This window comes from Cytobacillus sp. (assembly GCF_032154635.1).
In the GTDB taxonomy this organism is placed as follows: domain Bacteria; phylum Bacillota; class Bacilli; order Bacillales; family Cytobacillaceae; genus Cytobacillus.
The window spans coordinates 166,925-189,503 of sequence record NZ_JALDXW010000001.1 but is presented as its reverse complement, the minus strand read 5'-3'; the positions used below and the strand labels follow the sequence as shown (position 1 = coordinate 189,503).

The following is a 22,579-nucleotide window of genomic DNA, read 5'->3' as shown; positions in this document are numbered from 1 at the left end:
CAAGATTCAATTATTTATGCAATCATTGCCTACTATTCCTCTTTCTCTGTCTTTCTATAAGAGAAGTCCTGCAAAAAATCTTTATTGAAGCTCGTTTCTGCTCCAATATTTCGCTGCTCGATTTTGACTTCCGGCATCATCACTGCTCGATCAATAATATGGGAGCCAAATTTCTCACGCAGGTTTGCTAATGTTTCAAACAAAGGCTCTTTCTTTGCCTCTTTTTCATAGCTAAAGAGGTCCAGCTGTTTAACCGCCTCGTTATATTCAACTAAATCCATTCCAGTAATGCCAAGCAATCGAACGGAATCACCGCTCCAATGCTTTAGAAAAAGCTGTTTAGCTATCTGGAAAAGCTCCTCTTCCTTCTGAATTGGATTTTGCAGCTTCCTACTCCTTGTTATCGTTTTTCGATCCTTGAAACGAATCGTTATCCCTAATGAGGAGGCAAGAACCTTTTTTCTTTTAAGTCTAACGGATACAGTTCCAGCAAGCTTTTCCAGTACACGCAGGAGCTCCTGCTGATTAGAAACATCACGGGGCAAGGTGGTTGAATTGCCGATGCTTTTGAATTCAGAAGCGGAATCGGGATCTACAGGTCTTCGGTCATTTCCATTCGCCCTTTCCTTTAATCTTGGACCATTGATTCCTAGAACAGATTTCAATTGATAATCATTGGCTTTTGCAAGATCACCAATCGTTTTTATATGTATGGTCCGCAATTTTTCTCCTGTTTTCTTTCCTACCCCATGCATTTCTTCCACATCAAGCGGCCACAATACAGCTGGCACATCCCTTTTTCGCAGAACGGTAATCCCCATCGGCTTTTTCATATCAGAAGCCATCTTAGCTAGAAATTTATTTGGTGCAACTCCAATGCTGCACGGTAAATCAAGCTGCCTCTGAATCTGCTTTTGAATCGTTTCAGCAATTTCAAGCGGAGTGCCAAATTCATAGCTTTCCGTTATATCCACATATCCTTCATCAATGGATACGGGTTCAACTAATGAGGAATATTGATTTAAAATTTCAAACATCCCGATAGAAGCGGCTCGGTACCGATCAAAATTAGGCTTTTTAACAATCAGCTGCGGACAAAGCTTCTTGGCCTCCCAAAGAGGCATTGTTGTTTTCACACCCAACTTCCTTGCTTCATAGCTGCATGTAACAATAATTCCCCGCCGTTCCTTTGGATTGCCTGCAATCGCTAATGGTTTACCCTTTAAAGATGGATCAAAGGCCATTTCGACTGACGCATAAAAACTATTCATATCAACATGTAAAATGACTCGTCCATTTTTCGGATACATTTGTTTCATGCTGGCACATCCTTGTTTATATTCTTCTTCTATTTTAGCAAATTTATCATTTTTAACATAAAGAAAACAGAGGATTCCCCAACCCTCTGTTCTATCATATTATGTCGTTTCCTTTTGCGTCTTCATGAACTCCTGAATCTCTCTAATTCCATCAAGAGATTGAACGAGGATAGATGGATCAATCATAGTAATCACTCGTGTATCCAAGTTTGCTACCCCTGTGAAATACGTTGTTTTTTGATAAGCAAGAAGGCCAAGCTGCTTTATATTATCAGATGGAATGTCAATAATTTCTTTTGCATCTGAAACAATAACGCCAATTGACAGCATTTCTGTTCGTAAGACGATCATCTTTGTCGATTCAGTCGCCTTAAATGAGCGGTTATAGAGAATTTTCTCAAAGTCAACAACCGGAATGAGCTCGTCTCTCACTTTCGTAATCCCATTTACATAATTAGGTAAATGAGGGATAGGTGTAATCCCTTCTACTTTTTCAATCGACATAACATAATGAATAGGGATGGCATATTCTTCATTGCCAACTTGAAATACAACTACCTTTTTTATTTCTTCCAAAAACTACCCCTCCTGCACCCAAGTGGGTCTATATAACCACTATTGACTATATTAAATATATCATATTCTCCTTCATGCTGCTTTCTTTTTTAAAAAGAGAAGAGAACCCTTTTTAACGAAGGTTCTCTTCTCTCATTTTATTATTGAGCTGTTACTTCCTCAATAATCGCAATCACCATTTCTGCTAATTTATTTAATTCTTCAATCGGCATCCGTTCATTTGTTGTGTGAATTTCCTCATAGCCTACTGCAAGGTTAACCGTTGGGATATCAAAGCCTGCGATCACGTTCGCATCACTTCCGCCGCCGCTCTTCAATAACTCACAGCTGCGGCCAATTTTAGCTGCAGCTTTACGTGCCACTTCAACCACATGGTCGCCTTCGCCAAATTTAAAGCCAGGATACATAACTTCTACTTCCACTTCAGCTTTTCCGCCCATTTCGACAGCTGCTGTTTCAAACGCTTCTTTCATTTTGCTTACTTGCTGCTCCATTTTTTCGTTCACTAATGAGCGAGCCTCAGCCAAAATTTCAACGTGGTCACAAACGATGTTTGTTTGTGTACCTCCCTCGAAGCGACCAATATTCGCAGTTGTTTCTTCATCAATTCGTCCTAAAGGCATTCTTGAAATCGCTTTAGCAGCGATCGTAATAGCAGAAACTCCTTTTTCTGGTGCAACACCTGCATGTGCCGTTTTTCCAAGAATTGTTGCCTTCACTTTCGCTTGTGTAGGTGCAGCGACAATAATATTCCCTACCTTGCCATCGCTATCTAGTGCATAGCCGTATTTAGCAGTAACTAATGATGAATCCAGCGCCTTTGCACCAACGAGACCTGACTCTTCACCAACTGTAATAATAAATTCGATTTTCCCATGAGGAATGCTTTGCTCTTTTAGCACCTTAATTACTTCAAACATAGCAGCAAGACCTGCTTTGTCGTCTGCACCAAGAATCGTTGTCCCATCTGTTACAACGTACCCATCTTTAATAGATGGCTTAATGCCTTTTCCTGGGACTACTGTATCCATATGAGATGTAAAGTAAATCGTATCTACGCCCTCTTTTGTGCCTGGTAGCGTACAAATCAAGTTTCCTGCACCATGGCCAGTTTGTGCGGTTGTATCATCTTCAAATACCTCAACGCCCAGGTCAGTAAATTTCTTCTTTAAAACCTTTGCAATTTCCGTTTCATATTTTGTTTCAGAATCAATTTGTACAAGCTCTAAAAACTCATTTAATAACCGTTCCTGATTAATCATATTCGTCCAGTCCTCCCGATCTATGTATAAATTTTTTATTTACTATTCTAGTATACCTTTATAAATTCTATTTTTGCAAAAATAGTATAGCTTTTGCATGATAAACGCTAACTGACACAAGGATGATGTTTGCTATTTGCAAAATTAATCTTGTTTTGTATATATCGCCTTTTTTATAATGGAATATTTCCATGCTTCTTTTTCGGTCTCGTTTCCTTCTTATTTCTGAGCATATCTAGTGCTTGAATGAGCTTAACCCTTGTTTCTCGCGGATCAATGACATCATCAATCATCCCTCTGCTAGCTGCTACATATGGGTTGGCAAACTTTTCACGGTACTCTTCAATCTTTTGTGCTCTAATCGCTTCAGGATTATCGCTGTTTGAAATTTCCCTTGCAAAAATGATATTTGCTGCTCCCTGTGGGCCCATAACGGCTACCTCCGCATTTGGCCAAGCAAATACAAGGTCCGCACCGATTGATTTACTATTCAAGGCGACATAGGCTCCGCCATATGCCTTTCGTAAAATAACGGTGAGTTTTGGAACAGTGGCTTCGGAGTACGCATATAGAATCTTTGCACCATGCCGGATGATGCCGCCATGCTCCTGTTTCACACCTGGAAAGAAGCCTGTTACATCCTCAAAAGTAATGAGCGGGATATTGAATGAATCACAAAAACGGATAAATCTAGCCGCTTTATCAGAGGAATCGATATCAAGACCGCCTGCCATGACCTTCGGCTGATTACAAACGAGTCCGACAACCTCTCCTTTAATTCGGGCAAGACCAACAACGATATTTTTTGCAAAGTCTGGCTGGACCTCCATAAATGAATCGGCATCAACAACCTGTTCAATTACTTTCCTAACGTCATAAGGACGAACAGCATCGAAAGGAATGACATCTGTTAGATCTGGACGGTAATCATCTTCTGTATCCATCTCGGCCCGCGGCGGCTTTTCCTCATTATTTTGCGGAAGATAGCTTAATAACCGACGGACTTGTTCAATCACTTCTGTTTCTGTTTCTCCCTTAAAATGAGCATTCCCGCTAATCGAATTATGTACCCCAGCACCTCCTAAATCTTCCGATGAAATTTTTTCACCTGTAACTGTTTCAATCACCTTCGGACCTGTAATAAACATCTGACTTGTTTTCTCCACCATAAAAACAAAATCCGTAATCGCTGGAGAATAAACGGCACCGCCCGCACAAGGTCCCATAATGACGGAAATTTGCGGAATGACACCTGAATAAATCGAGTTCCGGTAAAAAATATGTCCATATCCGTCAAGCGAGACGACACCTTCTTGAATCCGGGCACCGCCGGAATCATTCAAACCAACAAAAGGCGCCCCATTTTCAGCAGCCAGATCCATCACATTAGCAATTTTCTTCGCATGCATCTCTCCCAGTGCCCCGCCAAAAACAGTAAAATCCTGTGAGAATAAGAAGATCGGTCTTCCATTTACTTTTCCATACCCAGTTACAACTCCATCACCAGGCCCTTTTTGGCCATCAAGACCAAAGTCCATGCAGCGATGTTCAATAAACGGGTTTAGTTCGACAAATGTCCCTGGATCAACTAATAATTCAATCCTTTCTCTAGCAGTCAGCTTGCCTTTTTCGTGCTGTTTTTCAATTTTCTCATCGCCGCCGCCTAATTCTATTTCTCGCTTGCGGTCATATAAATCATTGATTTTTTCATAGATGTCTGTCATGAGTTCATTTCAATCCTTTCTTCTCACAAAATTCATATAAGACACTTCCAGTTGATTTCGGATGCATGAAAGCTACCTTGGCTCCTCCTGCTCCGGTTTTCGGGACATCCTGAATCATGCGGATACCTTTTTCCTTTATTTCATTGATTCGATCCTGGATGGAGTCTACACCAAGCGCGACATGATGCAGTCCTTCCCCACGCTTCTCAATAAATTTTGCCACTGCGCTATCTTCATTCGTTGGCTCTAAAAGCTCAAGCTTCGTTTCTCCCGCCTTTAAAAAGGCGACTTTTAATTTTTCACTTTCCACCTCTTCAATTCCAAGCAGCGGTAGTTTAAGAATTTCCGTATAGAATGGCAATGCCTCATCAAGTGAACGGACGGCAATACCAATATGATCAATTTTTTTAATCAACTTGTTCTCCTTCCTTTCCAAGCGATATGCCAAGTTAGTTCTCTACATTCAAAAATTATACGCTTTTTTCTATAATAAGAATATACAGATATTTTAATATTCGCTAAACATGTCGAAAAATCCTTTAAAATTTCGAGCGGTTGTTCATTTTAATGATTCCTAGTAAAATAGAGGGTAGCAAATGATAACTTAGAGGAGGGGATATCATTGTCTAATAGAAAGATGCAAAAAATAATCGTATATTTAATGATTTTTGCTATGCTTGCCTCAACACTGCTTATTGGATTAACAATGATTTTATAGAGAAAATATTTGCACATAAAGAGGGACTGTCAAGATGACAGTCCCTTCATTTTATTGCACCATATGTTTGTCCAAGCTGTTCGTAGGTTTCAGAAGTAGAAGTAACTAATATTTTCGTTCCAACTGGAACAAAGTCATATAACGATTCTATCGCTTCATTTTGCAGACGAATACATCCTTGAGATACGTATTTTCCAATAGAGGACGGATCATTTGTCCCGTGGAGCCCATATATTCGCCCATCTGTATCTTCGGCATCGAAACCAATCCATCGCGTCCCTAATGGATTATTTGCATCTCCGCCCTTAATATCCTTTTTTCGGTAATAGGGTTCCTTCGCCTTTACCGTAATCGTAAATAGCCCTTCAGGTGTTAAATCCTTCGTCTTTCCCGTCGCTGCAGTAATCACTGTTTGAACTCTATTTTCGCTTATAAAGGCTACTTCATTTAGTTTTTTATTCACTATAATAAATGGATCCCCAGGCATAGGGTTAAGTCCTAAAGGCCAAATAGGCGAGAAAATAAACACAAGCAGTAGTGAGGAAATGATTTTAAGCAAAGAATCACCTCATCTTTTTTCCGTTAGTTTGCACCGGATTCAGTGAAATGATTCTCCAAGCTTCCCCGCTTTAGCTCTTTCGCAGAGCTTTTAATCCATAAGTACTGTTCCATTTCTCTTACAAATTGAAAAAGAGCGGCACGCGCCTCAAATTCTTCTCTCGTTTTGGGCAGTTCCATATTTTTAAAAGAGGATTTCATCTCGTATAATTTTACCAAGAAACGGTTTGCTGTATTTCCTGGATGAATATTTGCCGCTAGCTCTTCCATAAAATCTGCTACCATTTCCCCCTGTTCAATTGTATAAGAAATCGAAATAACAATAGGCAACACTCTTTCAATGATTTCAAATTGCTTTTCCCGTATTTTAAAATAATGATAATATACATTTTCATTCCGGAGTAAGCGATTTTCCACATCTCTATAGGCAAGGACTTGTGCTTCTTCTATCAGCTGGGCTGTTTCAGTTATCTCCAGCCCATCCCAATTACTTTCGTTTGTACGTAAATAAATAACAATTTCATCGAATATTCTTTTAAAGTTTTCTTCAATCTGGATTTGATATTCCAGCAGCTTTTGATCAAGACTTGGCATATAAAGATTAGCCAAGAGAGCAACACCGATTCCGATTGTAATAATCCCTAATTCATTCAATAAAATATTTGTTGTAACCTCCCCAGCCGAATAAATATGCAAAATAATGACAATGCTCGTTACAATGCCATCACTTATTTTAAGCATAACTGCTGTTGGAATAAAAAATAGCAATAAAAAGCCAATGATGATCGGATGGTAAGCCATTCCTTCGAAAAAAACAATAGAAAACAACATTGCTAACAAACAAGCACTGAAACGGTTCCAGGAAGTCTTTATCGATTGCTTTTTCGTTACCTGGATACATAATATGGTTAATATTCCTGCTGAAACAAAATTATCGAACCCTAAAATCTGAGCGAGAATGATCGATGCGGATGTGCCAATAGCTGTTTTAAGTGTTCGATAGCCTATTTTAAACTTCATATAAAAAACCCCTACAATTCCTTTTTTAACTTCATAACAAATTATGTCCAAAAAAAGAGAAGATGATCATTAAGACCATCTTCATCCATTTTTATTATACAATTCAAAGCATTTTTTGCAAGAAGTCTTTTGCACGGTCAGAAGTCGGGTTGGAAAAGAATTCACTAGGAGGTGCATCCTCTACAAGCACGCCACTATCTAAAAATAGAACACGATCCGCTACTTCTCTAGCAAACCCCATTTCGTGGGTAACAATGGCCATCGTCATTCCTGTATGCGCCAGTGATTTCATTACATCTAATACCTCTTTGACCATTTCCGGGTCAAGGGCTGAAGTTGGTTCATCAAAAAGCATGACCTCAGGCTGCATCGCTAATGCCCGAGCAATCGCAACCCTTTGTTTCTGTCCGCCTGATAATCGGTTTGGGTATTCATTTGCTTTCGCAGATAGGCCTACCTTTGCTAATAGCTCAAGGCCAATTTTCTCCGCTTCCTGCTTAGACTGCCCCTTTACCTTGATCGGTGCGTAAGTTAAATTCTCAAGGACTGATTTATGCGGGAATAAATGAAAATGCTGAAAAACCATTCCTACATTTTGGCGGACCTTCATGATATTTGTTTTTTTGTCCGTAATATCGTGTTCACCGATAAGGATACGCCCGTTTGTAGGCTTTTCTAAAAGATTAATACAGCGGAGGAACGTTGACTTCCCTGATCCTGAAGGACCGATAATTGCCACAACCTCTCCCTCTTTAATTGTTGTAGAAATCCCTTTAAGCACTTCAAGTTTTCCAAACTGTTTATACAGATTTTCAATTTTAATCACCGCGTCTCATCCTCCTTTCAACAACTTTCCCAAGAATAGTTAATGTAATAACCATTAAATAATAGATGAGACCCGCTAATAATAATGGTTCAAAAAACCGAAACTTGTCCGCCCCCACTTGGTAGGCTCTGCGCATGATATCCATTACCCCAATTGTTGTAACGATGGCTGATTCCTTCGTCAAAGTAATGAATTCATTCATTAATGCTGGCAAAATATTTTTCAAAGCCTGAGGGAGAATGATGTTAAGCATCATCTGGCGGTAAGGAACACCTAATGCCATTGCAGCTTCACTTTGTCCTTTATCAACCGCAAGAATACCCGCACGAATAATTTCAGAAATATAGGCCGCAGAATTCAAACCAAAAGCAAGTACAGCAGCCACATACGGTTCGATCTGATAGCCAAAGATTTGAGGTGAACCAAAATAAATAATCATTAGCTGCAATACTAAAGGAGTGCCTCTAAAGATGGATGTGTACACATCCGCAAACCAGCCTAGCACTTTAATGGAGCTTATTTTAAATAATGATAGAATAATTCCTAGTATAAACCCTAATAGTCCTGCCAAAGCGACAATTTGCAGTGTCACGCCAATCCCTCTTAATATATAGGGCAGGGAAGGGAGAATGGATGTAAAATCTAAATTCATGAATAACAATCCTCTCAATAAGAAATGCGGATGCGACTTGGTCAGGGGCGACAAGCATAAGACGAGCCAGCGGGAAGGTTGTTCGTTAACCTTTTTGCTGGCTCGGCTTATGACCTCGAGCCCCTAGGCGCAGGAGCAAGACAATAAGAAATGCGGATGCGACTATGAGGGCAAAAACGTTCAGAAGTGAGTATCCTTCTGAACGTTTTTAGTAGATTAAAAGCCTGGCTTATAATCATTCACCTTCAAACCACTTTTTCAAAATCTTATCTAGTTCTCCGTTATCAATCATTTCTTTCAATGCTTTGTTAAATTCTTCAGTCAATTCACTGTCTTTTGGAAGTGCAATCGCATAACCGCCATCCGCATCTTCAACTGTGAATCCTTCGATATCATCTTTATTTTCTAAATAGCCTTGAGCAACTGTGTCTTCAATAATGGCTGCATCAAAACGGCCTGCTTTGATTTCTTGAATTAATTCTGGAATACGGTTGCGGTTTTCAACAGTCATATCCACTTCTTTTGCTAAGTCCTTCGCTTTTTCCTCTTGAATGGAGCCAAGCTGTGCACCAACTTTTTTGCCTTTAAGATCTTCTACCTTTGTAATTCCGCTATCCTTTTTAGAAACTATCATATGTTTAGAAGTATAGTAGATCTCACTGAAATCTACACTTTCTTTCCTTTCCTTTGTTGCAGACATCGCAGATAGGACAAAATCTACTTGACCAGATTGAAGCGCCTGAATTAATCCGCCAAAATCCATATCTTGAATTTTAAATTCATAGCCAAGCTTTTCAGTCACTGCTTTTGCAATATCCACATCAATTCCGATAATCTCATCACCTTTTGCCGTATCAATATATTCAAATGGTGCATAGTCTGCTGACGTTCCCATCGTTAGGACTTTTTTATCAGAATCCTTATCTTTAGATCCGTTTGATGATGCCTCTTCGCTTGCGCCACAAGCTGCTAGTAATCCAATGACTAGAATACTTATAAAAAAGAAAGAGATTATTTTTTTCATTTTTTATTTTCCTCCTATAACTTTTCTGAAAATTAGTATAATTGTCTATTATCTATTATTAGCGAAAAATTACTAATTTTCAAGTAGCAAATGTTTTATTAATAATTATTCACTTGAATGTATTTTAACACATACTTATATTTATGCAATACTATTTTTAAATATAATTCTATTGAAAAATAGTTTTTTACCTAGTTTTAACTTTAATGAGTTATGTACTAAAATAAAAAAAAAGCCTCTTACCGAGACTTTTTTTACATTATAGATCTTCGCAATGCTGCTCAAATGCATTTTGAAGCTTTTGAATAACAGCCATTGGTTCATGTCCTTCAATATCATGACGCTCAATCATTGCACATAGCTTTCCATCTTTCAATAATGCAAAAGAGGGAGAAGATGGCGGGAAACCAGTAAAATAGCTGCGTGCGGTTTCTGTTGCTTCTTTATCTTGGCCAGCAAAAACTGTCACTAAATGATCTGGACGCTTATCATAGTGTAAGGCATGGGCAGCAGCAGGACGAGCAATTCCGCCAGCACATCCACAAACAGAGTTAACCATTACAAGGGTTGTACCTTTTTGTGCAATTGCTTTTTCAACCTCTTCAGGTGTTTTCAATTCTGTATAGCCAGCATCGACAATTTCTCTGCGTGCGTTTGCCACAACATCGTTCATAAAGAAATTAAAATCCATATTCATCTAAGTGTTCGCTCCTTTTTGTAAATAAAACTTTCATATTTACATCATACCAATAGATGAACACTTTTTTCAACGCAGAGGACTTTTATTGAATTGCACAAAAAGGATGCTTTTATAACTTTTTATTCATTGAATAGGCATGGAATAATTCCTCTACTGCAGATGTTGCTGTTCTCACTCCTGCAATCACTTCATTTTCCATTTGCGGCAGCAGCGGTTTCACATCTTGATGATTGAAAAAACTAAACTGCAGCTGATCAACAATCATGGCATAGATCCATTCCTTCGTTTGCGCTCTTCTTCTATTTTCAAACACGCCAGATTTCTTTGTTGTATGTTCGAATGTTTGAATCGTTTTCCAAATATCTTTCATTCCTTCTTGATAGATTGCAGAGCATGTGGCTGCTCTCGTTTGCCATCCTTTTGTTGCCGGCTGAAGAAAATGGAGAATCCGATTGTATTCGGCTTCCGTCTTTACTGCTAATTGTTTGTTCTCGCCATCCGCTTTATTAACAAGCACGGCATCTGCAAGCTCCATAATTCCTTTTTTCATCCCCTGCAGTTCATCCCCTGCGCCAGTTAAAACTAATAGCATGAAAAAATCAACCATATCTCTAACAAGTACTTCACTTTGACCTACCCCAACTGTTTCAACAAGAATAACATTGAAACCAGCTGCCTCGCATAAGGTTATTGTTTCCCGTGTCTTCCGATGAACTCCTCCGAGCTTCCCAGCCGATGGGGAAGGACGAATAAACGCCTTTGGGTTCCGTGAAAGCTGCTCCATTCTTGTTTTATCCCCAAGGATACTGCCTCCGCTTATACTCGAACTTGGATCAACAGCAAGCACGGCAACCTTCATGCCTATACTACAAAGGAACGTGCCGAATGCTTCAATAAACGTACTCTTTCCCGCACCAGGCACACCAGTAATTCCAATGCGAATGGCCTTTCCTGAATGTGGCAGAAGCTCGTGCAAAAGCTTTTGGGCTGCCTGAAAATGATGCTCTGCATTACTCTCAATTAGTGTGATTGCACGGGCTAACCTCCCACGGTCTCCTGCCAGAATCCCTTCTGTCAATTCTGCAATATTTACTTCATTCCGTTTCCTCTTTTTGAAGCGTCCATTTCTAACTAAAGTCAAGTCAATATGTTCCGTTTCAACACCTTTTCTTACAACGCTAGTAAAAAGATCAGGATTTTTCCTATCAAACCATTCTGGTCTTTTATCCATTTTACTGTGACACTTCCTCATATCCCAGACGGGTATAAATGGCACGAATCACCTTTTGAGCGGCAACAGGGATAACTGTTCCTGGTCCGAAGATCGCAGCAGCACCATTTTCTAGTAAAAATTGATAATCCTGCGCTGGAATTACTCCTCCAATTACAACAAGAATGTCCTCTCTTCCAAGCTTCGCAAGCTCTTCAATCAACTGTGGAAGAAGCGTTTTATGACCTGCAGCAAGTGAACTCATCCCAATCACATGAACATCGTTTTCCACTGCTTGTCTAGCCGTTTCTTCAGGTGTTTGAAATAATGGACCTATATCGACATCAAAGCCTAAATCCGCGAACGCTGTGGCAATGACCTTAGCTCCGCGATCATGACCGTCCTGCCCCATTTTTGCTACAAGAATCCTTGGTCTTCTCCCTTCATTTTCAAGAAATTCATCAGTCATCAGCTTCACTTCTGTAATCTCTTCTTCATTTGAAAATGCAGAGCTATACACACCGCTTATCGAGCGAATGATCGCCTTATGGCGATTGGCTACCTTTTCAATAGCAAATGAAATTTCTCCAAGTGTAGCACGCACTCTTGCAGCCTTTACGGAAAGATCAAGCAGGTTCCCTTCTCCCGTTTCTACAGCTCTCGTAATCGCTTCCAAAGCTTCTAGAACTTTCTCCTCATTACGGGTTGCTTTTAAATTCTCTAACTTTTCGATTTGTTTTAAGCGGACAGCAGTGTTATCGATATCCAGGATTTCAATCGGCTCTTCCTGATCAAGGCGATATTTATTAACGCCAACAATGGTCTCTTTTCCAGAGTCTATTTGTGCTTGTCTGCGGGCTGCTGCCTCTTCAATTTTCATCTTTGGCAAGCCCGTTTCGATCGCTTTTGCCATCCCGCCAAGGTTTTCAATCTCTTCAATATGCGCCCAAGCCCGCTTAATTAATTGATCAGTTAATGCTTCGACATAATAGGATCCTGCCCATGGGTCAATCACATTCGTAATTCCTGTCTCCTCCTGAAGAAAAAGCTGTGTATTTCGGGCAATGCGTGCCGAAAAATCTGTCGGCAAAGCAATGGCTTCATCAAGTGCATTCGTATGGAGTGATTGCGTATGGCCCATCGCAGCTGCATGCGCCTCTATCAGCGTTCTCGTGACATTATTAAATGGATCCTGCTCTGTTAAGCTCCAGCCTGATGTTTGTGAATGAGTTCTTAATGCCATCGACTTAGGATTTTTCGGTTCAAACGTTTTCATCATCTTCGCCCAAATAAAGCGGGCAGCACGCATTTTTGCCACTTCCATAAAGTAGTTCATACCGATTGCCCAGAAGAAAGAGAGCCTAGGTGCAAAGGAATCGATATCAATTCCAGCCGAGAGTCCTGTTCTTACATACTCTAAACCGTCAGCAAGAGTGTAGGCTAATTCAATATCAGCAGGTGCTCCTGCTTCTTGCATATGATAGCCAGAAATGCTGATGCTATTAAATTTAGGCATATATTTGGACGTATATTCAAAAATATCCGCAATAATTTTCATTGATATTTCTGGAGGGTAAATGTACGTATTACGAACCATGTATTCTTTTAAAATATCATTCTGAATGGTACCCGATAGCTTTTCTTGGCTTACTCCCTGTTCCTCTGCTGTAACAATAAAGAAGGCCATGACAGGAAGTACCGCTCCATTCATCGTCATAGAAACGGACATTTGGTCTAAAGGAATCCCGTCAAAAAGCGTTTTCATATCTAGCACAGAATCGATTGCTACACCAGCTTTCCCAACATCCCCCACAACCCTTGGATGGTCTGAGTCATAGCCTCGGTGCGTTGCAAGATCAAAGGCAACCGAAAGTCCTTTCTGCCCCATTGCTAGATTCCGCCGATAAAAAGCATTACTTTCTTCAGCAGTTGAGAATCCTGCATACTGACGGACAGTCCATGGTTTATTCACATACATAGTCGGATATGGTCCGCGCGTATATGGAGGAAGACCTGGTTTACCGTCTAGATGCTCGATATCTTTTATATCCTCTTCTGTATAGAGAGGCTTCACATGAATATGCTCATACGTTTCATACAAGAGATCGTCAATTGACACATTTAATTCTTCCTGTGCCTTCCTTTCCCACTCTTCCTTTGATGCTTGCTTATGATTAAATAGCGAAATATTTTTAAAATCAGGTTTGTTACTCATTGATAGCCGCCTCCATTTCGCTTAGCAAGGAAGTTAATATTTCATAACAATTGCTTTTTACATGAATAAATCGCACGATTCCAGCCTGCTGTAATGCCACTTGTTTCCTTTCTTCAGGAAGTCCTGCCAAATATAATCGCACATGTGGATAATTTGTTTTTATTAAACGGGCTAGCAACTGCGCTAACTCATCATATTGCTTATCCGTTCCACATAACACGTAATGGTGTAAATTTGATTGTTGAATGAATTGTAAAGCAGACTCAACATGATCAACCTTGGCGCTTTTAACGGCTTGAATTCCGCCTGGTGCTAGAAATCCTGTCATGAAATCAACTCTTACTTTATGCTCCTTTAGCTCACCGATACAAATTAGCCCAACCTTTGGTTCATTGCCGGATTGCTTTAGTTTTTCAGCAGTTTTGCGTAATTTTTCAAATGGCTCTGATAAGCGAATATTTGGCAAAGCATGATTCACTTCCGAACTTTCCAACACGTTCTGCAATGGATGATCGTTAAGATTTGCATAAATATTTGTCCCAATTATGCTCTGTCTACGCTTAAAGATATCCTCATTTCTTCTCTTCATTACTTCAGAAATTTGTTCCTGAATCCATCCTGTTTTCAATACTTCAGCCATTCCACCCTGCTCTTCAATCTGTAGAAATAATGCCCAAGCCTTTTCTGCAAGTTCATTTGTTAGACTTTCCACATACCATGAACCGCCAGCAGGATCGATAATATTCTTTAAATGGGCTTCTTCTTTTAAAATAAGCTGAGTGTTGCGTGCGATTCGATCAGAAAAGTGGGTTGTTTTTCCTTCAGGCTCATTAAATGGGCTTACATGTAGAAATTGAACTCCGCCTAGTACACCTGCAAAAGCTTCATTTCCGGCCCTCAATAAATTTACATATGGGTCATAAACTGTTTTTGTAAAAGGGGACGTTTCAGCTGAAATCACCATCTTTTGTTCTTCCGAGTTTGCTCCGTATGCTTCTGCTATCTTGCTCCATAGAACTCTTGCTGCACGAAGCTTTGCCATCTCCATAAAGAAGTTTGCGCCAATGGAAAATTTAAAAACCATTTTTGATAAAATTTTCTCTAAAGACATCCCTCTTTCAAGAAGCTCCTGAATATGTTGAACTCCAGTAGAAAGAGCAGCAGCTAATTCCTGAATAGCATTTGCACCTGCTTTATGATATACACTAGTATCCACTAGGATTGTTCGCAAATTGGGCATTCTCTTATCGAATGACTGGATCATTTCAGACCATTTATCATATTCCTGTTTCAGCACATCATTAGATGCTATTTGTAAGAGATCCCTGCCAATATAGCCTGAAACTTTATCACAATCAGCTAAATTAGATAATTTTTCTAAAACTTCCACTTGATCCTTGCCTGCTTCGATACTAAAGGCGAATGTTGCATAGATGCCATCTATAATCTTCACAAAATCCTTTACAATGTCCTTGTCTAAATGAAAGGAAATAGCCGTTTGTCCTCTTTCAAAAGACGCATGCAGTTTTTTTCGTAATTCTTCTCCATTTTCGGCATCAATCCTTTGTGCCACCTTCCACGGACTGGATAGATAGCCTGCCGGATCTGCCCCTCTTCTAAAATCAGTTTGTCCTGGAAACTGCCCGGTACTGTTTATTTTCAAATCCTCTTTTGAATAAAGCGGTTTCAAAAGGATGTTTTCATATGTATTTTTGGATAAGGAAGCAATGGGTTTACCCTTTAATGATTCTTCTGATTTTTTCTCCCAAATCTCCAGTGTATACGCTTCAAAAGTTTCATTAATCATCTTATTTAATGTCATCTTGACTGCCCGAAAATAGACAGCTTTCCCCCCTTACCTGCAATTCGGATTCTCCAGTAAATTAAATTAAAATTCAAAATTGTCATTACGTTATTATTTTAATATACATACGAAAAACAAGCAATTCATGATTAGGCATCAAGTTTCCTGATTCCTTTAGAAATTATCCCTCTGCGCTGCAGCGATTTCTGTATATATACTGTTTTGTGCCCATCTAAATGTTGTTCATTCTTTTAAAAATTTACTTACTGTCCGAACTAAATAGGTGAAACCATCATTATCTTTTTAGAGAAAGATAGCTCTTCCGCTATTAACCCTTTGGGGCTATAAGTTATTTCAAAATAAATAAGACCCGCTACAATAATTGTAGCGGGTCTTTTTCTTGATATTAATAAACAGATGTATTTTCTTTAGAAGTGTTTTCAAGGATTTCTTTCACACGTTTTAAGAAGTTGCCACATACAAGTCCGTCTAGTACACGGTGGTCAAGTGACATACATAGGTTAACCATGTCGCGAACAGCGATCATTCCGTTATCCATAACAACTGCGCGTTTTACGATTGATTCAACTTGTAAAATTGCAGCTTGTGGATGGTTGATGATACCGTTTGATTGAATAGAACCGAATGAACCAGTGTTATTTACTGTGAACGTACCGCCAGACATGTCTGCTCCAGATAATTTACCTGAACGTACTTTACCAGCAAGCTCACCGATTTCACGAGCAATGCCTTTGATTGTTTTTTCATCAGCATTTTTGATTACTGGAACGTATAATGCATCTTCAGTGGCAACTGCGATTGAAAGGTTGATATCCTTCTTCTGAACAATTTTGTCGCCAGCCCACATAGAGTTGATCATAGGGAACTCTTTAAGCGCTTGAGCAACTGCTTTTACGAAGAAAGCAAATGGTGTAAGGTTGAAGCCTTCCTTCTTCTTGAAGTCAGCTTTTAATGAGTTACGGAAACTCATTAGATTTGTCACATCCACTTCAATCATTGTCCATGCATGTGGAGCTTCGTGCTTGCTCTTAAGCATGTTTGCTGCGATTGCTTTACGAACGCCAGATACTGGAATTTCAATATCACCAGGTACAACTGGTACATTTGTAGCCGCTGCCGCTTTAGGTGCCGCAGCTTGTGGAGCTGGAGCTGCTGGAGCTGCTGCAGTTTCTTGTACAGGTGCAGCTGGTGCAGCGCCTGCTTTAGGAATATTGCCAGACTCGATTAATGCATTTAAGTCTTTACGAGTAATACGGCCGCCAGCACCAGTGCCAGTTACTTGGCTTAAGTCAATTCCGTGCTCTTGAGAAAGCTTAAGAACTGCTGGTGAATAACGTGCGCCGCCATTGTCAGTTTTTGCAACTGGAGCTGCTGCTGCTGGAGCAGGAGTGCTAGCAGCAGATGTTGCAGAAGCCTCAGCCGCTGGTGCTGCTGGAGCTTCAGGAGCTGCTGAACCGCCGCCTTCTGTTTCGATAGTAAGGATTACTGCACCAACTTCATACGTTTCTCCTTCTTGAGCAATCAATTCTTTAATAACACCATCAAAAGAAGATGGTACTTCAGAATTTACTTTGTCTGTCGTTACTTCTGCAAGTGGATCATATTTACTTACTTTATCACCAACAGAAACTAACCATTGATTGATTGTACCTTCTGTTACACTTTCCCCAAGCTGGGGCATTTTAATTTGTTCGATAGCCAATGGAATTGACCTCCTTCAAGCATTTATATTTCTAGTTGCAATTTATCTTAGATCTGTTTAAATTTCTAGCAAAAGTCAAACAACAGTTGTTCAGGAACTAAAGTCCTGTACAACCGCCTAAGCTTTTCTTTTGTCCAGCTGCGGCTCCTAGCCCCGACGTACAGGACGTACTAGTGTCGACAATGCGACAGGACGTCGCGTTTTTGTCGACCTCGAGCTCATTCAGCCGATGGGAAGAAAATCACTTCCCAACAGCTGACTTTCTTATGCTTGTCAGGGCTGTACAGTCGCCTTCGCTTTTATTTTAGTACTCAGCTAATTCTCGTGCTGCTTTTTCTACTTTATCTGGGTTAACCATGAAGAATTTCTCCATAGTAGGAGCGTATGGCATTGCAGGAACATCAGGACCAGCAAGACGCATAATTGGTGCATCCAGATCAAATAGGCAGTTTTCAGCAATGATTGCTGCCACTTCCCCCATGATGCTTCCTTCTTTTGTATCCTCAGTTAATAGTAATACTTTACCTGTTTTTGAAGCAGCTTCGATGATAGCTTCTTTATCAAGCGGGTAAACCGTTCTTAAATCAAGTACATGTACAGAAATACCATCTTTAGCTAACTTTTCAGCAGCTTGAAGTGCAAAATGTACACATAGACCGTAAGTGATGATTGTTAAATCTTCACCTTCACGCTTCACATCAGCTTTACCAATTGGCAATACATAATCATCATCAGGAACTTCGCCTTTGATTAGACGGTATGCACGCTTGTGTTCGAAGAATAGAACGGGATCTTCGTCACGGATTGCCGCTTTAAGTAATCCTTTTACATCATATGGAGTAGAAGGCATAACAATTTTTAAACCAGGTTGGTTTGCAAAAACAGCCTCAACAGATTGAGAGTGATATAATGCACCGTGAACGCCGCCGCCATATGGTGCACGAATAACCATTGGACAAGTCCAATCATTATTTGAACGGTAACGAACTTTTGCTGCTTCAGAAATAATTTGGTTTACAGCAGGCATAATGAAATCAGCAAATTGCATTTCTGCGATTGGACGCATTCCGTACATTGCTGCTCCAACACCTACACCAGCAATTGCAGATTCTGCAAGTGGTGTATCAAGTACACGGTCTTCACCAAATTTATCATATAAACCAGTGGTAGCTTTAAAAACTCCACCCTTTAATCCAACATCTTCACCTAAAACAAAAACTTTTGGATCTCTTTCCATTTCTTCGCGGATTGCCATTGTTACCGCGTCAATATATGAAATTACAGCCATGTTTGTTCCCCCTTACTATTCTGCGTATACGTATTTCAATGCATGTTCTGGATCAGCATATGGAGCATTCTCAGCATAATCTGTTGCATCATTAACGATTGCCATAATACGATCGTTCATTTCTTTTTCTTTTTCATCATTTAAGATGCCATTTTCTTTTAAGTAAGCAGCGAAAGTAATAATAGAATCTTTCGATTTTGCTTCTTCAACTTCTTCACGTGAACGATATGGACGATCATCATCATCAGAAGAGTGTGGAGTTAAGCGGTAAGATACCGTTTCAACAAGTGATGGACCTTCACCACGGCGGCCTCTATCAGCTGCTTCTTTAACTGCTTTATAGACTTCAAGTGGATCATTTCCATCTACAGTAACCCCTGGCATACCGTAACCAATTGCACGATCAGAAACTTTTTCACATGCTAATTGTTTTTCAATTGGAATTGAGATTGCATATTTGTTATTTTCACACATGAAAATAACAGGAAGCTTGTGAACTCCAGCAAAGTTTGCACCTTCATGGAAGTCTCCTTGGTTAGAAGAACCTTCACCAAATGTTACAAAAGTTACTAAGTCTTTTCCTTCCATTTTTCCAGCTAAAGCAATACCAACTGCGTGTGGAACTTGCGTAGTAACTGGAGAAGAACCTGTTACGATGCGATTTTTCTTTTGACCAAAGTGTCCTGGCATTTGACGGCCGCCTGAGTTTGGATCTTCTGATTTTGCGAATGCTGAAAGCATTAAGTCTCTTGCAGTCATACCAAAAGTTAATACAACTCCCATGTCACGGTAGTATGGAAGAACATAATCCTTCTCTTTATCAAGTGCATATGCTGCACCTATTTGAGCTGCCTCTTGACCTTGACATGAAATAACAAATGGAATTTTACCAGCGCGGTTTAATAGCCACATGCGCTCATCAATACGACGTGATAAAAGCATCATTTCATACATTTCTAATACTTTCTCATCGCTTAAACCTAAATCTTTATGACGATTTTTTTTAGCCATTTTGTAACCTCCTAAATAAATATGTACTAGAGAGCTATCTTTTAGCTCTCTATATTTTTATCCATGAATAGCTTTTCCATCCACAGCTAGAGCTGCTTCACCAATTGCTTCTGACAATGTTGGGTGCGGATGAATTGTGTGCGCAACTTCCCAAGGAGTTGCATCAAGTACTTTAGCAAGTCCAGCTTCAGAAATCATGTCTGTTACGTGTGGACCAATCATATGCACGCCAAGAATATCATTTGTTTCTTCATCGGCAACGATTTTCACGAAACCATCAGATTCACCAAATACAAGTGCTTTTCCGATTCCTTTAAAAGAGAACTTCCCAGTTTTCACTTTAAATCCTTTTTCTTTTGCTTGATCTTCAGTTATCCCAACGCTTGCCGCTTCAGGAGAACTGTAGATGCATTTAGAAACAAGATCATAGTCGATTGGAGATGGATTTTCACCAGCGATATGTTCAACTGCAACGATTCCTTCATGTGAAGCAACGTGTGCAAGCTGTAATCCGCCGATTACATCACCGATCGCATAAATATGAGATTCTTTTGTTTGGAAGTATTCATTTGCAACGATATAGCCTTTTTCCACTTGGATATCTGTATTTTCAAGTCCGATGCCTTCTACGTTCGCTTGACGTCCAACAGATACAAGAATTTTCTCAGCTGTAAATTCTTTTTGTTCGCCTTTAACTTCTGCAGAAATTGAAACAGTATTCCCTTGTTTTAATGTTTCAGGAAGAACTTTTGCACTTGTTACGATGTTTACACCCTTTTTCTTCATCAGGCGCTGCATTTCTTTAGAGATTTCTTTATCTTCCGTTGGGATGATGCGGTCTGAATACTCAATAACAGTTACATCTGCTCCGAAGTCAGATAGCATTGAAGCCCACTCAATACCGATAACGCCGCCGCCAACGATAATGATTGACTTTGGAATTTCTTCCATAGCTAAAGCTTCATCAGATGTCATTACATTGCCGCCAATTTCTAATCCTGGCAATGTACGTGGACGTGAACCAGTTGCAACGATCACATTTTTCGGAACAAGCATTGCATTTTCTTCTCCGTTGTTCATTTCAACAGAAATTGTTCCTGGCATTGGTGAGAAGATTGAAGGACCTAAAATGCGTCCCATTCCTTCAAACACGTCAATTTTCCCTTGCTTCATTAAGTGCTGAACTCCTTTATGAAGCTGATCAACGATTTTGCCTTTTCTTTCTTGAACTTTGCCAAAGTTCACAGAAACATCACTTGTGAAAACACCAAAGTCTTCACTATGCTTTGTTTGTGCATATACTTCAGCACTGCGAAGCAATGCTTTACTTGGAATACATCCTTTATGTAAGCATGTACCACCAAGTTTACCTTTTTCTACTAATGCTGTTTTTAATCCAAGTTGAGAAGCACGGATAGCTGCTACATATCCGCCAGTTCCTCCACCAAGAATGACCAAATCATATTCTTCTGCCACAATATTTCCTCCTAATCAGAAAAGCGCAAGCGCCTTGCTCACCCTTCAGTCCCACAACACAATTCTCCCAAGAAAAGTATTCTTTACCTTTTGCGGGAGAGTTGTCTTGTGACCTCGAGGTCGACAAGTGCGTGACGTCCTCCCAAAAGCTTCGCTTTTGATCGTGCGATGTGTCGTTGCCGAAGCTTTCCTTATCCAGTCGGATTGTCGACACGAGAACGTCCTGTACTGCGGGGGCTGGCAGCTTGCGCTAGACAGTATTTATACTACAAGAAGAGAAGCTCCCTACTATTAAACAGTAGCTTCTACATTCACATTTCCTGGATATACTTTTTCATTTTCTTCTCCACGAAGGACACGAAGTGCACCTTCAGCAAGAGCTTGTAACTCATCTTCTCCTGGTTGAACGATGACATCGGCAATCCAGCTAATACGGTCGCTAATTTCTTTTACGAAGTTCTTACCGTAAGCAAGGCCGCCAGTAATAATGATGGCATCCACTTTCCCATTAAGAACAGCACTTGCAGCACCGATCTCTTTAGCAACTTGATAAGCCATTGCTGAGTATACAAGCTTCGCCTTTTCATCACCAGCTTCGATCATTTTTTCTACCTTAACTGCATCATTCGTACCTAGGTATCCAACAAGACCACCTTGACCAACGAGCATTTTCGTAATTTCTTCGCGGTAGTATTGACCGGAGAAGCATAGTGAAACTAGATCACCAATAGGAACAGTACCAGCACGTTCAGGGCTGAAAGGACCTTCCCCGTGAAGGCCGTTATTTACATCGATTACACGGCCTTTCTTATGAGCACCGACTGTAATACCTCCACCCATATGAGTGACAATTAAATTCATATCTTCATACTTTTTCCCTAATTCCTTTGCCACTCTGCGTGCAACCGCTTTTTGATTTAAGGCATGGAAAATACTTACACGCTCAATTTTGGATAAACCAGAAATACGAGCAATTGGCTCCATTTCGTCAACTACAACAGGGTCAACGATGTAAGAAGGGATATTTAAAGCTGTTGCAATTTCATATGCAATAATACCGCCAAGATTTGAAGCATGCTGACCAGCAAATCCTTCACGTAAATCTTGGAGCATATCATTATTTACAGCGTAAGTTCCGCCTTCAATTGGTCTTAGCAATCCGCCGCGACCACAAACAGCGCTTAGTTTCGATATATTAAAGCCTTCTTGATCCAAAGTCTCAAGAATAGCGTTTTTTCGGAATTCATATTGATCAATAATATTTTCGAATGAGTTAATTACATCTGTATCATGGCGTAATGTTTTTTCTAAAATAGAAATATCATTATCGAAAACTCCAATTTTCGTTGAAGTAGAACCGGGGTTGATAACGAGAATTCGATGTCCTTGTTCTTGCACAGTTAAACCTCCATTTAAAAGCAGTCTGGCATCTAAAAGGCAAGATGCTTAAGAGAAATCCGCTCTATTTTTTTA

At 40.0% G+C, this 22,579-nt stretch carries 20 protein-coding genes; 1 reads left to right on the top strand and 19 read right to left on the bottom strand.

The features are described 5' to 3' along the window. Nucleotides 1-32 precede the first annotated feature (32 nt). The 5 genes from RUH74_RS01000 to mce all read right to left on the bottom strand — a co-directional run bounded on the left by RUH74_RS01000 (nt 33) and on the right by mce (nt 5,296). On the bottom strand, nt 33-1,319 hold the full coding sequence (locus RUH74_RS01000) for a DNA polymerase IV (protein ID WP_313798373.1): 1,287 nt from the start codon (nt 1,317-1,319) through the stop codon (nt 33-35). Nucleotides 1,320-1,418: 99 nt separating this feature from the next. Further along, a complete protein-coding gene (locus tag RUH74_RS00995; RefSeq protein ID WP_313798372.1) occupies nt 1,419-1,895 on the bottom strand; it encodes a chemotaxis protein CheW in 477 nt (158 codons plus the stop codon). A 140-nt stretch (nt 1,896-2,035) separates the two neighbouring features. Beyond that, nucleotides 2,036-3,157, bottom strand: coding sequence for a tripeptidase T (locus tag RUH74_RS00990; protein ID WP_313798371.1), 1,122 nt, complete (start codon nt 3,155-3,157; stop codon nt 2,036-2,038). Nucleotides 3,158-3,330: 173 nt separating this feature from the next. After that, nucleotides 3,331-4,881 (bottom strand): acyl-CoA carboxylase subunit beta, encoded by a 1,551-nt coding sequence (locus RUH74_RS00985; protein WP_313798370.1) that lies wholly within the window; start codon nt 4,879-4,881, stop codon nt 3,331-3,333. 4 nt (nt 4,882-4,885) lie between these two features. After that, nucleotides 4,886-5,296 carry a methylmalonyl-CoA epimerase gene (mce, locus tag RUH74_RS00980; protein ID WP_313798369.1) on the bottom strand — a complete coding sequence of 137 codons (411 nt, stop codon included), beginning with the start codon at nt 5,294-5,296 and terminating at the stop codon, nt 4,886-4,888. Nucleotides 5,297-5,503: 207 nt separating this feature from the next. Between mce and prli42 the strand changes: the two genes are divergently transcribed. Next, nucleotides 5,504-5,599 (top strand): stressosome-associated protein Prli42, encoded by a 96-nt coding sequence (prli42, locus tag RUH74_RS00975; RefSeq protein WP_172797656.1) that lies wholly within the window; start codon nt 5,504-5,506, stop codon nt 5,597-5,599. Between the two features lie 46 nt (nt 5,600-5,645). Here prli42 and RUH74_RS00970 read toward each other — a convergent pair whose 3' ends face one another. The 14 genes from RUH74_RS00970 to buk all read right to left on the bottom strand — a co-directional run bounded on the left by RUH74_RS00970 (nt 5,646) and on the right by buk (nt 22,504). Further along, nucleotides 5,646-6,158, bottom strand: a complete 513-nt coding sequence (locus tag RUH74_RS00970) for a L,D-transpeptidase (protein ID WP_313798368.1) — start codon at nt 6,156-6,158, stop codon at nt 5,646-5,648. A gap of 23 nt (nt 6,159-6,181) precedes the next feature. Continuing rightward, complete coding sequence (locus RUH74_RS00965; protein ID WP_313798367.1) at nt 6,182-7,177, bottom strand: aromatic acid exporter family protein; 996 nt, start codon at nt 7,175-7,177, stop codon at nt 6,182-6,184. A 103-nt stretch (nt 7,178-7,280) separates the two neighbouring features. Then, nucleotides 7,281-8,003 carry an amino acid ABC transporter ATP-binding protein gene (locus tag RUH74_RS00960; RefSeq protein WP_313798366.1) on the bottom strand — a complete coding sequence of 241 codons (723 nt, stop codon included), beginning with the start codon at nt 8,001-8,003 and terminating at the stop codon, nt 7,281-7,283. Continuing rightward, nucleotides 7,996-8,655 (bottom strand): amino acid ABC transporter permease, encoded by a 660-nt coding sequence (locus tag RUH74_RS00955; RefSeq protein WP_313798365.1) that lies wholly within the window; start codon nt 8,653-8,655, stop codon nt 7,996-7,998. The genes RUH74_RS00960 and RUH74_RS00955 overlap by 8 nt, the downstream gene beginning before the upstream one ends. A gap of 235 nt (nt 8,656-8,890) precedes the next feature. After that, entirely contained in the window at nt 8,891-9,679 is a 789-nt protein-coding gene (locus tag RUH74_RS00950; protein ID WP_313798364.1) for a transporter substrate-binding domain-containing protein, read from the bottom strand. A 259-nt stretch (nt 9,680-9,938) separates the two neighbouring features. Continuing rightward, nucleotides 9,939-10,376, bottom strand: a complete 438-nt coding sequence (locus RUH74_RS00945; protein ID WP_313798363.1) for a BrxA/BrxB family bacilliredoxin — start codon at nt 10,374-10,376, stop codon at nt 9,939-9,941. A gap of 112 nt (nt 10,377-10,488) precedes the next feature. Beyond that, nucleotides 10,489-11,610 (bottom strand): methylmalonyl Co-A mutase-associated GTPase MeaB, encoded by a 1,122-nt coding sequence (gene meaB, locus RUH74_RS00940; protein ID WP_313798362.1) that lies wholly within the window; start codon nt 11,608-11,610, stop codon nt 10,489-10,491. Between the two features lies 1 nt (nt 11,611). Continuing rightward, entirely contained in the window at nt 11,612-13,804 is a 2,193-nt protein-coding gene (scpA, locus tag RUH74_RS00935; protein ID WP_313798361.1) for a methylmalonyl-CoA mutase, read from the bottom strand. Beyond that, the gene (locus RUH74_RS00930; RefSeq protein ID WP_313798360.1) at nt 13,797-15,626 is read right to left on the bottom strand and encodes a methylmalonyl-CoA mutase family protein; all 1,830 of its coding nucleotides are present in this window, start codon (nt 15,624-15,626) and stop codon (nt 13,797-13,799) included. Before RUH74_RS00930 ends, scpA begins: the two co-directional genes overlap by 8 nt. Before the next feature lie 388 nt (nt 15,627-16,014). Next, a complete protein-coding gene (locus tag RUH74_RS00925; protein WP_313798359.1) occupies nt 16,015-17,331 on the bottom strand; it encodes a dihydrolipoamide acetyltransferase family protein in 1,317 nt (438 codons plus the stop codon). A gap of 304 nt (nt 17,332-17,635) precedes the next feature. Continuing rightward, entirely contained in the window at nt 17,636-18,619 is a 984-nt protein-coding gene (locus RUH74_RS00920; RefSeq protein WP_313798358.1) for an alpha-ketoacid dehydrogenase subunit beta, read from the bottom strand. 15 nt (nt 18,620-18,634) lie between these two features. Then, on the bottom strand, nt 18,635-19,630 hold the full coding sequence (locus tag RUH74_RS00915) for a thiamine pyrophosphate-dependent dehydrogenase E1 component subunit alpha (RefSeq protein ID WP_313798357.1): 996 nt from the start codon (nt 19,628-19,630) through the stop codon (nt 18,635-18,637). A 57-nt stretch (nt 19,631-19,687) separates the two neighbouring features. Beyond that, on the bottom strand, nt 19,688-21,106 hold the full coding sequence (lpdA, locus tag RUH74_RS00910) for a dihydrolipoyl dehydrogenase (RefSeq protein ID WP_313798356.1): 1,419 nt from the start codon (nt 21,104-21,106) through the stop codon (nt 19,688-19,690). Between the two features lie 291 nt (nt 21,107-21,397). Then, on the bottom strand, nt 21,398-22,504 hold the full coding sequence (gene buk / locus RUH74_RS00905; protein ID WP_313798355.1) for a butyrate kinase: 1,107 nt from the start codon (nt 22,502-22,504) through the stop codon (nt 21,398-21,400). Nucleotides 22,505-22,579: the final 75 nt, after the last annotated feature.

Bases quoted from the DNA above. Each gene is read 5' to 3' on its own strand.
- RUH74_RS01000 (WP_313798373.1), bottom strand. From the start codon at position 1,319: ATGAAACAAATGTATCCGAAAAATGGACGAGTCATTTTACATGTTGAT.
- RUH74_RS00990 (WP_313798371.1), bottom strand. From the start codon at position 3,157: ATGATTAATCAGGAACGGTTATTAAATGAGTTTTTAGAGCTTGTACAA.
- RUH74_RS00985 (WP_313798370.1), bottom strand. From the start codon at position 4,881: ATGACAGACATCTATGAAAAAATCAATGATTTATATGACCGCAAGCGA.
- RUH74_RS00965 (WP_313798367.1), bottom strand. From the start codon at position 7,177: ATGAAGTTTAAAATAGGCTATCGAACACTTAAAACAGCTATTGGCACA.
- RUH74_RS00955 (WP_313798365.1), bottom strand. From the start codon at position 8,655: ATGAATTTAGATTTTACATCCATTCTCCCTTCCCTGCCCTATATATTA.
- RUH74_RS00950 (WP_313798364.1), bottom strand. From the start codon at position 9,679: ATGAAAAAAATAATCTCTTTCTTTTTTATAAGTATTCTAGTCATTGGA.
- RUH74_RS00945 (WP_313798363.1), bottom strand. From the start codon at position 10,376: ATGAATATGGATTTTAATTTCTTTATGAACGATGTTGTGGCAAACGCA.
- meaB (WP_313798362.1), bottom strand. From the start codon at position 11,610: ATGGATAAAAGACCAGAATGGTTTGATAGGAAAAATCCTGATCTTTTT.
- scpA (WP_313798361.1), bottom strand. From the start codon at position 13,804: ATGAGTAACAAACCTGATTTTAAAAATATTTCGCTATTTAATCATAAG.
- RUH74_RS00930 (WP_313798360.1), bottom strand. From the start codon at position 15,626: ATGACATTAAATAAGATGATTAATGAAACTTTTGAAGCGTATACACTG.
- RUH74_RS00920 (WP_313798358.1), bottom strand. From the start codon at position 18,619: ATGGCTGTAATTTCATATATTGACGCGGTAACAATGGCAATCCGCGAA.
- RUH74_RS00915 (WP_313798357.1), bottom strand. From the start codon at position 19,630: ATGGCTAAAAAAAATCGTCATAAAGATTTAGGTTTAAGCGATGAGAAA.